Source organism: Nocardiopsis sp. B62, assembly GCF_018070675.1.
GTDB lineage: Bacteria > Actinomycetota > Actinomycetes > Streptosporangiales > Streptosporangiaceae > Nocardiopsis > Nocardiopsis prasina.
This window is the reverse complement of sequence record NZ_JAGPXK010000027.1, coordinates 52072-65358: the sequence shown is the minus strand read 5'-3', so window position 1 is coordinate 65358 and position 13287 is coordinate 52072. Positions and strand designations below refer to the sequence as shown.

9 protein-coding genes and 1 riboswitch are annotated in these 13287 nt (G+C 71.6%); of the genes, 1 reads left to right on the top strand and 8 read right to left on the bottom strand.

Annotated elements, in window-relative coordinates:
• Positions 1 to 57: 57 nt before the first annotated feature.
• Together rsrA and KBX21_RS22340 are read right to left on the bottom strand one after the other, a co-directional pair.
• The gene (gene rsrA / locus KBX21_RS22345) at positions 58 to 369 is read right to left on the bottom strand and encodes a mycothiol system anti-sigma-R factor (RefSeq protein ID WP_049572703.1); all 312 of its coding nucleotides are present in this window, start codon (positions 367 to 369) and stop codon (positions 58 to 60) included.
• Positions 366 to 1037: a sigma-70 family RNA polymerase sigma factor gene (locus KBX21_RS22340; protein ID WP_049572699.1), complete on the bottom strand. Its 672-nt coding sequence runs from the start codon at positions 1035 to 1037 to the stop codon at positions 366 to 368. Before KBX21_RS22340 ends, rsrA begins: the two co-directional genes overlap by 4 nt.
• 372 nt (positions 1038 to 1409) lie before the next feature.
• On the opposite strand from KBX21_RS22340, the gene KBX21_RS22335 reads away from it, so the two are divergent.
• Positions 1410 to 2231, top strand: coding sequence for a class I SAM-dependent methyltransferase (locus KBX21_RS22335; protein ID WP_049572694.1), 822 nt, complete (start codon positions 1410 to 1412; stop codon positions 2229 to 2231).
• Positions 2232 to 2373: 142 nt separating this feature from the next.
• Here KBX21_RS22335 and thiC read toward each other — a convergent pair whose 3' ends face one another.
• The 6 genes from thiC to KBX21_RS22305 all read right to left on the bottom strand — a co-directional run bounded on the left by thiC (position 2374) and on the right by KBX21_RS22305 (position 13250).
• Positions 2374 to 4041: a phosphomethylpyrimidine synthase ThiC gene (gene thiC / locus KBX21_RS22330; protein ID WP_049572690.1), complete on the bottom strand. Its 1668-nt coding sequence runs from the start codon at positions 4039 to 4041 to the stop codon at positions 2374 to 2376.
• A riboswitch (TPP riboswitch) is annotated at positions 4031 to 4146 on the bottom strand. (Overlaps the previous gene by 11 nt.)
• A 126-nt stretch (positions 4147 to 4272) precedes the next feature.
• Complete coding sequence (locus tag KBX21_RS22325; protein WP_049572686.1) at positions 4273 to 5127, bottom strand: SOS response-associated peptidase; 855 nt, start codon at positions 5125 to 5127, stop codon at positions 4273 to 4275.
• 10 nt (positions 5128 to 5137) lie between these two features.
• Positions 5138 to 6394 carry an MFS transporter gene (locus tag KBX21_RS22320; protein ID WP_210843499.1) on the bottom strand — a complete coding sequence of 419 codons (1257 nt, stop codon included), beginning with the start codon at positions 6392 to 6394 and terminating at the stop codon, positions 5138 to 5140.
• A gap of 54 nt (positions 6395 to 6448) precedes the next feature.
• Positions 6449 to 7453: a DUF3068 domain-containing protein gene (locus KBX21_RS22315; RefSeq protein ID WP_210843498.1), complete on the bottom strand. Its 1005-nt coding sequence runs from the start codon at positions 7451 to 7453 to the stop codon at positions 6449 to 6451.
• An 8-nt stretch (positions 7454 to 7461) separates the two neighbouring features.
• Complete coding sequence (locus KBX21_RS22310) at positions 7462 to 11904, bottom strand: alpha-(1->3)-arabinofuranosyltransferase (protein WP_307869252.1); 4443 nt, start codon at positions 11902 to 11904, stop codon at positions 7462 to 7464.
• Positions 11901 to 13250 carry a glycosyltransferase family 4 protein gene (locus KBX21_RS22305; protein ID WP_210843497.1) on the bottom strand — a complete coding sequence of 450 codons (1350 nt, stop codon included), beginning with the start codon at positions 13248 to 13250 and terminating at the stop codon, positions 11901 to 11903. Before KBX21_RS22305 ends, KBX21_RS22310 begins: the two co-directional genes overlap by 4 nt.
• Positions 13251 to 13287 lie beyond the last annotated feature (37 nt).

Here is a 13287-nt window from a genome sequence, read left to right as displayed (position 1 = left end):
CCTGCTTCCGCCACCGCGCCCCGGACGGCCCACGGCCGTCGACGGCTCAGGCCGCTGTCAGGCGGGGGTCCCGGGGAAGTCAGCCCTGGCCTCGCGGGCCAGCTGCTCCTTGCGGGCCTCCGCCAGCCGACCGAGGACCTTGTCCCGCAGGTCCAGCGGGACCGGATCGCAACCGCAGTGCTTGGCGACGAGCTTCTTCACGGCCTCTTCCAGGCCGTACTCGTCAAGGCAGGGGCTGCACCCGTCCAGGTGCGCCCTGACCTCGGGGCAGTCGCTCTCCTCGAGCTCACCGTCAAGGTAGGTGTAGAGCTTCTCGAGCACCTCGCTGCACGGGGTGTCCGTCTCCGACTTGTCGTGGCCGCCGCTCATTGCCGATCTCCCCGATCCGACCCGCTCACCTGTCCTCGACCCCCCGCAGCCGACCCCGACGCGACGGCCGAGGCCTCCGCGGCTCTGGTCGCGGGGAGGAAACCACGGTCCACCGCGTACTCCTCAAGGTGGGAACGCAGCTGGCGCCGCCCCCTGTGCAGCCGGGACATGACCGTCCCGATGGGGGTGCCCATGATCTCGGCGACCTCCTTGTACGCGAACCCCTCGACATCCGCGAGGTAGACCGCGATCCGGAAGTCCTCCGGAAGCTCCTGGAGGGCGCGCTTGACGTCGCTGTCGGGGAGGTGTTCGAGCGCCTCGGCCTCGGCGGACTTCAGCCCCGCCGCCGTGTGCGAGGCGGCCTGGGCGAGCTGCCAGTCCTCGACGTCCTCGGTCCCGGCCTGCTTCGGCTCCCGCTGCTTCTTGCGGTAGGAGTTGATGAAGGTGTTCGTGAGGATGCGGTACAGCCACGCCTTGAGGTTGGTCCCCTCCTTGAACTGGTGGAAGGAACCGAACGCCTTGGCGAAGGTCTCCTGTACCAGGTCCTCGGCGTCCGAGGGGTTGCGTGTCATGCGCAGTGCCGCCGAGTAGAGCTGGTCGAGGAAGGGAAGCACGTCCCTCTCGAACCGCTCGTCCCGTTCCCCGGCTGTCTCCTGGCTCTGGTCCAAGCCCTTCGGCCTCCTCGCGCTGGCCCCTGGTGGGGTGTCCGTATCCCAACGATACGTTCCCACACCCCCGACCTGCGCATCGACGCCGCGTGGCGCCAACGCCGTTTCCTCGCGCTCAAGGCACGCACCAGCGGTCGGCATGCTCGAACCCCTCCCCTTTCCTGCTCCCGTGTTCTGGCGGGTCCCCGCCTCGGGAACCCCCTCCGGGACCACTCCCCGGGCGGTGCTGGTCACAACAACGTCCTCGTCTGGCTGATTCCGCCCCTGCGGGCGGTGGCCGGGTCCCCTCGCCCCGAACTTTGTCGTTTGCCCGCGTCTGTGAAGGTGAGGCATGGCAGAGTGCGGGTAGGACACACTGAAGGATGGAGAGGAGTGCACGTGCGACCGTCCTCGACTCCGGCCTCCGACCGCCCTCGATCGCCCGCCGCCCAGTTCGCCACCACGGACCGGCTCTCGGACTACTGGCGCTTCTACTGGGCGGTCGCGGAGGCACAGATCAGCCGGTGGCTCCCCGAGCGGCCCTCCCGGCTGCTCGACCTGTCCAGCCCCGACTTCCAGGGGACTCCACGCGCCGTCGCCGCTGGCCACGACGTCGTCACGCTGCTGCCCTCGGTGGACATGGCCATGCGTCGGCCGCTCACCCTGGTGAACGGCCGGGCCGTGGTGCCGCGCCCCACACCGCGCGGTCGTCTGCGGCACGTGGTGGGCGACTCCGCCTTCCTGCGCGCCTTCACCCCCGAGTCGTTCGACGGGGTGATCGCGGACAACCGGGTGTTCTCCCGGCACCTGGCCACCGAGTCGTCGATGTCCGAGGTGGCCCGGGTGCTGCGTCCTGGCGGACGGGTGCTGGTCTGCGTGGACTCCGTGGTCCTGGGCATGGCGCTGCTGGCCGAACAGGACGCCTGGCCGGAGCTGAGCCACGCGCCCAGCGCCGACGTGCTCCTGGTGCCCTGGCCGGACGGTTCGATCACCCGCTGCTTCACCGCCGAGCAGGTCACGGAGATGGTCACCGAGGCCGGGCTCGAACTGGAGTGGATCAAGCCGCGCACGGTGTTGTCGGCGTCCACGGTCGAGATGATGCTGGCCCGCGATCCCAGGTCCATGGCGCGGCTGGTCGAGATGGAACTGCACGCGGCCGATTCCGACGACTACGTCGGCGTCCACCTGGTCGCCAGCGCCCACAAGCCCGAGTAGCCGGGCCCGGCGCCGCTCCTGTTGCTTCTGGTGGGTGTGAAGCTGGTGGTACCGCCGGTGCCACCGGTGCTGCTGTGACTCTGGGCGATGGCCGGCGGGCCCGACACACCCTGCGGTGTGACGGGCCCGGGACGGGCGCTCCCTAGTCGGCGAGCGGCAGGTAGACGCGGTTGCCGCCGTCGGCGAACTCGGCGGACTTGTCGGCCATGCCCTTCTCGATCGCCTCGACGGTGTCCAGGCCGTTCTCCTCGGCGTACCTGCGCACGTCCTGGGAGATCTTCATCGAGCAGAACTTGGGCCCGCACATCGAACAGAAGTGCGCGGTCTTGGCCGGTTCGGCGGGCAGGGTCTCGTCGTGGAAGGCCTGAGCGGTCTCCGGGTCCAGGGACAGGTGGAACTGGTCCTGCCAGCGGAACTCGAAGCGCGCCCTGGACAGTTCGTCGTCCCACTCCTGGGCGCCCGGGTGTCCCTTGGCGACGTCGGCGGCGTGGGCGGCGAGCTTGTAGGTGATGACGCCGGTCTTGACGTCGTCGCGGTTGGGCAGCCCGAGGTGCTCCTTGGGGGTCACGTAGCAGAGCATCGCGGTGCCGTGCCAGCCGATCTGCGCGGCTCCGATCGCGGAGGTGATGTGGTCGTAGCCGGGGGCGACGTCCGTGGCCAGGGGGCCGAGCGTGTAGAACGGCGCCTCACCACACAGCTCCTCCTCCAGGCGCACGTTCTCCCTGATCTTGTCCATCGGCACGTGGCCGGGGCCCTCGATCATCACCTGCACGTCGTGCGATCGGGCGATGTGGGTGAGCTCGCCCAGGGTGCGCAGCTCGGCGAACTGGGCCTCGTCGTTGGCGTCGGCGATGGAGCCGGGGCGCAGGCCGTCGCCCAGGGAGAACGTGACGTCGTAGCGGCGCAGGATCTCGCACAGCTCCTCGTAGTGGGTGTAGAGGAAGCTCTCCCTGTGGTGGGCCAGGCACCACGCGGCCATGATGGAGCCGCCGCGCGAGACGATGCCGGTGACGCGGCGGGCGGCCAGCGGCACGTACCGGAGCAGGACGCCCGCGTGGACGGTCATGTAGTCCACGCCCTGTTCGGCCTGCTCGATGATGGTCTCCCGGTAGATCTCCCAGCTCAGCTTCGTGGGGTCGCCGTTGACCTTCTCCAGTGCCTGGTAGATCGGGACGGTGCCGATGGGCACCGGTGAGTTGCGGACGATGCGTTCGCGGGTCTCGTGGATGCGCTTGCCGGTGGACAGGTCCATCACGGTGTCGGCGCCCCAACGTGTGGCCCACACCATCTTCTCGACCTCCTCGGGCACCGAGGAGGTGACGGCGGAGTTGCCGATGTTGGCGTTGATCTTCACAAGGAAGTTCTTGCCGATGATGGTGGGTTCGGACTCGGGGTGGTTGCGGTTGACCGGGATGACCGCGCGGCCGATGGCGACCTCGGCGCGGACGAACTCGGGGTCGGCGCCCTCCCGGGCGGCCACGAAGCGCATCTCGGGGGTGATGGTTCCGGCCCTGGCGTGGGCCAGCTGGGTGGTCGCCCCGTCGACGGGGTCCAGTGCCCACGTCTCGCGGGTGCGCGGGAGCCCCTGGTGGACGTCGATGCGTGCGTTGTCGTCGGTGTAGGGGCCGGAGGTGTCGTACAGATCGAAGTGGCTGCCGTTGCTGAGATCCACCCGGCGGCGCGGGACGCGGAGGGTGGTGCCCTCAGGGGTGGTGATCTCGTCGTGGACCTTGCGAGATCCCATGATGGGACCTGTGGTCACCCGGTGCTCGTCGGCGGTGGAAACGTCACGACCGTCGATAGCCGTCATGGCATGCCTCCCTACGTCGGAATTACCCGAACAGGTTCTGCGGTCGGCGACACCCTTGAGTCGCCCTCTCAGCCCGCCATGGCGCGAGCTCCCGCGTTGCGTATTCACATGTGCGCACGTCGAACGTGCCGGGACACCTCGATCACGGTGTCCAGGGCCCGGGGAAGCACTCCCCCGTGGCCTCGCACACCATACACAGGCCGTCCCCGGCCCTGTCCAGCCTCACCGGGGTCAGAAAAGTGTCTCCGGTTCGCCGCGGCCGGAGTCCTCGGCCGGTTCCAGCAGGTGGGGACCGTTGTTCTTGACGCTGTTGACCTCGGTGGAGACCTCGTCCACCGAGAACCGGTCCACCGGGGAGTCGTCCAGCACGTGGGCCAGCTCCTCGGCGCCGGTGGCGGGGTCGAGCCAGACGGACCAGTCCTCGCGCGGCACCACGACAGGCATGCGTTCGTGGATGTGGGCGAGTTCGGGGGCGGCCTCGGTGGTGATGACCGCACAGGTCCACAGCCAGGCGTCGGGGTCGCTCGGGTCGTCGACCTCGGGGTCACGCCAGCGCTCGAAGATCCCGGCCAGGGCGAGCGGTTCGTCTCCGGAATAGTGCACGGAGAAGGGCTTCTTGGCGGCCTTGGCCTTGCGCCTCTTGTGCTGTGGGTCGGTGGCGGGAGAGGTGCTGGCCTCGGTGGTGCCGTCCTTGTTGAGCAGCTGCCACTCGTAGTAGGCGTCGGCCGGGAGGAGGCACCGGCGGTGCCGGTAGGCGGTGCGGAAGGCGGGCCTGTCCGCGACCGTCTCGCCGCGCGCGTTGATCATGCGGTAGCCGACGTTGCGGTCCCTGGCGCCGCCGGGAACAAGGCCCCAGCGCATCGTGTGCAGGGAGCGCGGCCCCGGTTCACCGGAGGTGCCCCCCTGGGGCGGCGGGCCGAGCACGGCGTACACCGGGCTGCCCGGCGCGATGTTGTAGTCCGGGTCGAGCTCCTCCAGCGGCGGCCAGGCGCGCGGGTCCCCCGTGCCGTCCTGGGCCTCCTCGGGGAGGGCGAAGGCCAGCTGGAGCTGGTGCACGTTCCTGGACTGGGCATAGCGACCGCACATGGGTGGAATCCTATGCGATCCGCCCTTCCGGGACCCCGGGATCACCGTCCGTCCCGTCCGTCCCTGCGGTCCCGGTCTCCGCGCCGGAGAGCCGGACGACCAGTGCCCCGACCAGCCCGGCGAGGAGGGCCACCGACCCGGCGGCGGCCAGCAGTTCCCGGGGGTGGTCAGCGGCGAACCATCCGGCGATCAGGAATCCCACGACGAAACCTCCGTTGACCACCGCGCCCATGAGCGCGTGGGCCCGCCCCAGGAGGGACTCCGGTGTGTGCCGGTGGACCACCGACCTGAGCAGGATGTTGAACACGGAGTTGCCCGCACCGGCCAGCACCACGCACACTGCCGCCACCCACAGCACCGGGAACCAGGCCCACAGTGCCAGCGCCGCACCCACGAGGGCGGCGGCGAGCGCCACCCCGCGCCCGGTCGGGGCCGGGCGCAGCACCGACACGGCCAACGCACCCGACAGCAGGCCCGCGCCCCAGCCCGCCGTGAGCGCCCCGAAGACCTCGGCCCCGTGTCCCATCACCTCCCGTGTCACGAACACCATGGCCACGTTGGTGGTGGACGTGGCCACCACCGCGAGGAGCAGGACCGGCATCAGCACGCGGAACAGCCGGGCCCGGAGGACGTGGCGGGCACCGTCCAACGCGCCCGACCACAGGGTGCCGGTGGTACTGGCCGCGGGGCGCCGCACGCCCAGGAGCAGGAAGGTCCCGGCCGCCACGAAGAAGCTCGCCGAGTCCGTGAGCAGGGCCGGGACGATCCCGAAGAGGCCCACCAGGACCCCTCCCACCAGAGGGCCGAGCACGGTGGCCGAGGCCCGGGCCCCCTCGAACAGCGAGTTGGCGTGCACCGGGGAGAGGTCCCCGGCGGCGCCGGGCAGAAGGGTGAGGATCGCGGGATTGACAAGGGCAGCCAGGGAGCTGACCGTGAGGACACACAGCACCAGGACACCGGGGTGGGGGAACCAGACGGCGGGCAGGATGGCCAGGCCCTGCCCCACGCAGGCCAGGACCAGGACACGGCCGGTGTCGAAGCGGTCCAGTACCGCCCCGGCGAGCGGCGCGAGCAGGACGAGCGGACCGATCTGGGCGGTCAGCAGAGCGGTGACCCACAGGGAGTTCCCGGTCTCGGCGAGCTGGAACACGGCCGCGACCAGCACCACCTCGTCCCCCATCGACGACAGCAGGATGGCGGTGAGCAGCGCCGCCGCGCGGAGGCGGCGCGCCGCCGGGGCGGCGGGGTTCGGGGGATCGTCGGGCACGGCGCCTCCGGGGGATCGGTTCGGACCGATCCTGCCCTCCGCTCCCCCGGATCGTCACCCGGTTTTCGCGTCCTCCGGCGAGCGCTCCTCGGTTCCGGTCGCCGCTTCGGTCTCCGTCTCGGCGGCCGGGGTCCGGGACCGCCAGGCGCCGAGGAGACCGACCAGGACGGCGACGGCACCGATCGGGGCCAGGGTCCAGGGCGCCCAGCGGTCGAGTCCACGCAGCAGCAGCGAACGCACCCGGGCCTGCTCGGCGTAGCCGGAGACCTGTCCGTCGGACAGGGTCAGTTCCGTGTCGAGCAGGTCCACCTCACCCGAGCCGTTCTGCGGCCGCAAGGTCTCGTGCCTGCGCTCCTCCAGGTTCACGACGATGCCGGTGACCGGCTCGACCCAGAAGGTCCGCTCGGCCGTGAGCCAGCGGTTCGCGCTGACGGTGCCCTCGGCGTCGGGATCGAACAGGGCGGCGGGTACCTCACGCGCGGAATCGGGGACCTGGGTGGCGTCCACAGTCTGGGTGTATCGGCGCACGGCCACCCCGGCGACCTCGTCGTCGTCCTCGAACTCGACCGAGGGGGCCGAGCGCACCTCGGCGTCGTAGAAGGAGTGGTTCCCCTCGGCCGCCCCGGGCGGCCAGTACAGGACCAGCCCGGCCTGGCGCACCGCGCGGTCGCCGTTGACGTGCTCACCGCAGCAGTTGACCGCCCGACCAGTCCTGCGGTCCACGATGACCCTGCGGCTCCAGTGGTCGAGCACCCGCTCCGACGAGGAGGTGTCCACCGTCATCTCCCACGCCGACCAGTCGGCGCCGTGCCCGGAGGCCACCACCCGGGTGTCCCGTTCGAGGTCGGCGCCCTCAACCAGGCTCCAGGTGGCGGTGTCCAGGTAGCTGGCGTCGGCGTCGACCATGCGCAGGCCGAGGGTGGCGTCGGCCGGGAGCAGGGCGACGCGGTCGTGCACGTACAGCGGCAGCAGCAGGGAGAGGGTCAGCAGGAACGTCCCCGCCGCCACCAGGAGGGTGCCCCGGGGCAGGCTCCGGGGCGGTTCCGCGCCGGTTCTCATGGGGGCCGTCACCCGCGCACCTCCTCGACGTCGTGACCGGCCTCGGGCAGCCGGTCGGTCACCCGTTCCGGTTCCGTCCCGTTCTCGGGCGGTCCGGTCCGCCGGTCCCCGCCTCCGGAGGTCTCCGTGGAACCCTCGGCCGGAGCCCCGGGGGCATCGGCCAAGGGTGGCCCGTGCCCGTCCCATCGCTGGCCCAGGGCCAGGACGAGCCGGGCCATCGCGGGCAGGCACAGCGCCTGCGGAACCCAGCCGCGCAGCGCCGTGCCCAGGGTCTCGGTGATGTCGTGGAAGGGCATGTTCACCACCAGGTGCGTCCCCGAGGCCATGGCCAGTCCGGCCAGGGCCAGGGACACCGTGACCACCCAGGGCCCCGCGAGGTACGGCAGTGCCCGACCTCCCAGGGACGGCCTGCCGGGTTTGGCGTGGCGCAGGCGTTTCGGGGCCCGTCGGGCCAGCCACCACAGGGTCAGCAGGATCAGCCCGACCACGGCCGCACCGGCCCAGCCCGCGATCCAGACCCCGTAGGCCAGGCCCAACGGCAGCACCACTCGTCGGGGCAGCCAGCCGGGCCCCACGCCGGGCAGGGCGCGCGAACCATGCGGGCCTTGGGCGGCCGTCGACCGCCTGCCGCCCGGCAGCCAGCGGCGCGGCCACAGGGCCAGAACCACGAGCAGCGCGGCCAGGGCGCCGCCCGCCACCAGCACGCGGTGGTAGACGGCGTCCGGGGCGTAGGTGAGGGTGACCGTGCCCGCGCTGCCCTCGGGCAGCACCCAGGCCTGCTTCCAACCCTCGAGCCGGACCGGTTCCAGCGGCCCGTCGCCGCCGTCGACCCGGGCCTCCCAGCCCTCGTTGAAGTTCTCATTGACCACCAGGAAGCTGTCCTCGTCGACGTCCACGTCGAAGCGGCGCTCACCGGGCCCCCAGGTGTGCACCGCGTCGACCGCCGCCATGTCGACCCCGGGGGTTCCACCGGCCGCGCCGTCGCTGGTCTCCACCACGGCCGAACGCACCTGGTAGCGGTTGCCCGGGTCGACCACGATCCGGTTCTCGCCCTCGGTCAGGTCCAGGTCGGTGCAGGTCTCGTACCGCAGCGGGCGGCCGGTGAGCTGGTCGGCGAGGGTCCCGTCGCTGATCCGGGTCTCCACACGCTCGCCGTTGACGCGCAGGGTCGGGCCCAGGCCACAGGTGGTGGAGGCGTCCCCCTCGGGGAGCGGGTCCACGGCGGGCACGTCCGGAAGCTCGACGCCGCCGATCTCCAGGGCCTGACCCTCGGGGCGTTCGAAGGTCACCCGCACGGAGGAGGCGGTCAGTTCGGCGAAGTCGACCCTGCCGCTGCCGTCCAGCCACCCCTCCCGGACGGTCCCGCCGCCCTCGACGGTGACGCGGATCGGCCGCATCACGCTGTCGGCCCGGGGGAACTCGACCCTCATGTGGTCGATCGCGGTCCGCTCCCCCAGCTCGATGTCGAGCCAGGGTTCCCTCTCCTCGGGGTCCGGATACCAGACGGTGGTCTCGTCGTCGTCGAGCGCGCCCCGGCCCATGGCTGCGGGGTGGCTGACGGCGGTGGAGGAACCGGTCACCAGCGGGTACCCACCGGCCCGGTTCGCGGCGTTCTCCGCCTCGCGGGGGTCGGTGAGGACCACCTCCCCGGAGATGGCGTGCGGCCCGGCGGCAGCTCCGGCCGAGAGGTCGAAGGTGCGGTCGAGTCCGCTGGCGTCCTCACCGCTCACCTCCAGCCGGGGGTTGCACACCCACACGTGCGACCCCTCCATGCAGCCGGGGGCGGTGCCGGTCGACCCGGTGAAGAGGAGGGTCCCGGCGTCGGTGGGACCGGGGACCCTCAGCGTGCGGGTGGGCTCCAGGCCGGGCAGGGAGATCATGGAGATCCCCACCCGGGTGCCGAAGCGGTACTCCGGTTCCCAGGCCAGTTCGTCGATCCGCACCCGGAGCGTGGTGGTGAGCCCGGGCGGCGCCGCCAGCTCCTGGGGTTCGTCGGTGGCGGCCACGGCCGCCTCGGTCCTGCCCTCGTCGGTGATGAGGGTGACCCGCGAGGGCGGCGGTTCGCCGGAGAGCTGCTCGAAGGCCACGCTCAGCCCGCCGAGGTCGCGGGGCTCCTCGAACTCGACCTCGATCCACTGGCCGAGGGCGCCCGCGAAGGCGCTGGACCGCCAGGCGGTGCCGAGGTCGGAGTCCAGGGCCGCGTGGGGGGCGTGCCCGGGGTCGCGGTCGCTGGCCCGGGACTCCACACCGGCCTCGGAGCTGGACGCGGTCACCCCCGCCACGCCCAGGTCCTCGGCGTGGGAGACGTACTCCTCCCAGGCGGGGTCCATGATGTCGGGGGCGGGGACGTCGCGCTCCAGCTCCTGGTCCTCGGTCATGGTGGCCGAGACGTTGCGGCGCACGTCGGAGTAGACGACCTCGCGGCGGCGGACGGTGTCGGTGACGATCGTGTCCTGCGCGGCGACCGCGTCGGCGCCGGGGTCGTCGCCGAGCAGGATCGGGCGGTCGTCGTTGACCATGCCCTGCTCGGCCAGGTGGAGGACCGATTCCGTGCCGCCGGTCACCCGCAGCGCGTCGCCCGACGGCACGGTGCCGACCGTGGGCGCGGCCCCCTCCACCTCGTAGATCGTGAGTGAGGGGTAGGGCTGGTCGAACCACTGGGACGCGGACGAGTGGTCGACCGAGCCGATCACCGGGCCGAACTCGGCGGCCTCGGCGACCCCCGGGGAGTTCCTGAGCGACTGGTGGACGCGGGCGGGCCAGCCGCCGTTGTTGCCCACCCGTTGGAGGTCGTTGCGGACGATCAGGTGGGTGACGCCCATCCGTGCCAGGGTGTCCGCCAGCCCTTCGGAGCCGCGCCCGGAGGAGACCCTCTGGTCGATCTCGTGGTTGATCCGCGAGACACCCGAGGAGCCCCACGGGATGATCTGGTGGTTGGTCCAGGCACCGGAGAGCAGCGGCTGCATGGGTTCGTCGAGGGGGCGACCCCACTCGTACTCACCGCGCGCCGACCCCGGCAGCGCCATGGTCATGCCCCGCTCCTCGCCCTGGTCCTCCAACCACTCCACGGCCTCGTACCAGTGGTCCGGGATCTTCTCGAAACCGCCCCTGGGTGCGATGCCGACGGTCGCGATGGGGGTGAGCGTGACCAGGAAGACCGCCGCACTCGCTCCGGCCACGGTCCGGCGGACCCCGGCCACCGCTCCGGGATCGCGGTCGCGGCGGTCGGCCCAGTCCCGGGCGACCACGACGGGCAGGTGAGCGAGGCCGAGGACGATCGGCAGGCGGATGAGCGCGTCGAACTTGTGGACGTTGCGGAAGGGCGCCAGGGCACCGTCGAACAGATCCCGCATGAGCGGCGCGAAGGGGCCGGTGAGGGCCCCGGTGTGGCCCGCGACGACGATCACGGTGCCCGCCAGCAGACAGCTGATGAGGAAGAGGCGCTCGGGGGTGCGCCGGTTGATGAGCCCGGCCATTCCCAGCCCGGCGACCAGCGCCGTGACCGCGACCAGCCACGGGGTCAGGGAGAGTTCCGCGCCCGAGGGCAGGGCGGTGTTGCCCATGTCGGGCAGGAAGCCCATCCAGTTGGAGGTACCGCGCAGGGAGTTGAACAGGGAGGCGATCCCCGTGGTGACGGCGGCGTCCTCCGTGTAGGGCATGAACGAGTACACGTACCGCGACATGATGAGCAGCGGGACGACGTACCAGAACGACGCGAGCACGAGTGCGCCCGACCACCACAGGATCAGCCGCCACTTGCGCGGGCCGCCGGCCCTGGTGAGCAGGTACAGGCCGGGGACGACCAGGACCGCCAGCTCGGAGGCGGCGTTGGTGCCGCCGCACATGAGGAACGCCAGGCCGGACAGCAGCGCCATGCGCGCGGGCGGGTACCCGTGCCTGGCGCCCAGGACGAGCGGCAGCAGGATCCACGGCATGAGCAGCATGGGCTGGAGCTCGGCCGAGTTGTACGACAGCAGGGTGAGCACGCGCGGGGCGAGCGCGTAGGCCACACCGGCGATGATGCGGGTGTTGACGGTGCCCAGGCCCAGGGCCTCGGCGACCTTGTACACCCCCACGAACGCGGCGATGAGCAGCAGCGCCATCCACAGGCGCTGGATGAGCCACTCGGGCATGCCGAGCACATCGAACAGCAGGTGGAAGGGGCCGTTGGGGAAGAAGTACCCGTAGGCCTGGTTCTGGATCTGCCCGAAGTACGAGGCGTCCCAGAGGTGCAGGGCTCGCTCCATGAACCCCAGGGGGTTGACCGTCAGGTCGATCTTGGTGTCGCTGACGATCCTGCCGGGGTCGATGCTCGCCGCCAGTGCTCCCAGGAGCAGACACACCGCGAGGACCTTGAGCCGCGCCAGCAGCCTCTCGTCCACTCCGCCGGGGGCGGTCGGTGTTCTGGAATCCTCCGGTTCGCGCCTGGCGGTGGATTCCGCCGAAGTCACATCTTCGCTTTCTTGCCTGCTGCGGGGTGGGTGCCGGGGGCGGTGCGGGTGGGGGCGTCCAGACCGAGTTCGGCGGCGACCAGGCGGGTCATGCGGGCGCCGCTGGCCTCCCAGGTGAACCGGGACGCCCAGGAGCGGCAGGCTCGCCGGACCTCCAGGGAGCGCCGGGGGTCGGACAGTTGCGCCAGGGCACGGGAGACGACGTCCTCCAGGGTCTGGCCCTCGCGGACGAGCCATCCGGTCTCGCCGTCGCGGACCGAATCGCGAAGTCCGTCCACATCGTAGGCCACAGTGGGCACGCCGAGCCGTGCCGCCTCGATGACGGTGAGGCCCCAGCCCTCGAACTCGGAGGCGGTCACGTGCAGGTGGCAGGAGGACAGGACGGAGTTCTTGTCCTCCTCGGAGAGGAAGCCGTGCAGGTCCACGCGTCCCTGGAGGCCGTCCCCCTCGACCTGCTCGGCGAGGTGTTCGCCCTCCGGGCCGCGGCCGATGATGTGGACGCGCAGTCCGGGGTGGGTGTCGTCGAGGGCGCGGACGAGGTCGACGACGCGGGAGACCCGCTTCTGCACGACGAGACGACCGAGGCTGACCAGGGCGGGAACGGTGTCGGCGGTCGGCGCCGGAACCGTTCCGGGCTCCTCTACGGCAGGGGCGACGGACGGGCCGCCGTTGTGGACGATCTCTATGGGCGCGCGCCAGCCGAGTTTGTCGCGCATGGCCGCGCGGGAGGACTCGGAGACGGTGACGGTGGTGCAGTTCCGGTAGACGCGGGAGGCCACGGCGGACTCCAGGAAGCGTCCGAACCAGGCCAGCGGTGCCGGGAAGTAGGCGTTGAACTGGAGGTCGTGGACATGGTGCACGACGCTGACCACCCTGGTGCGTCGGCGCAGGACCAGCCGGGAGAAGAACGGGATTCCGTTCATGCAGTCGAAGGCGAGGTGGTACTCGCGTCTCCACAGGGCGAGCCAGGCCATGACGCGGGGGTAGACGGTGAACTTGCCGCCCATGCGGCGGATGACGACGCCGTCCCTGGTCTCGACCCGGGCCTGGTGGGGTTCGCGGCTGGTCAGGAAGGTGACGATGGCGCCGCGTTCGGCCAGGTGGCGGCTGATCCGCCAGGCGTACTCCTCCGCGCCGCCCGCGGTGGACTGCCAGGGGTCGCGCCAGTTGACCATGACGATCCGGACACCGTCGAGGCGGGGGCCGGGGTCGGCGGGTTCGACCCGCGCGATGGCGGGCGCGGGTGCGGGCTCGGGGGCGTTGGCCGGTGCGGGAACGGTGGCCTGGGCGGGGGTGGCCGTGGGGAGGCCGGACTCCACCCGGGCTGGGACCTTCTGGAAGACCACACGCTCTCCTTCCGCGCGGTGCCCGGCGCGGACCCTG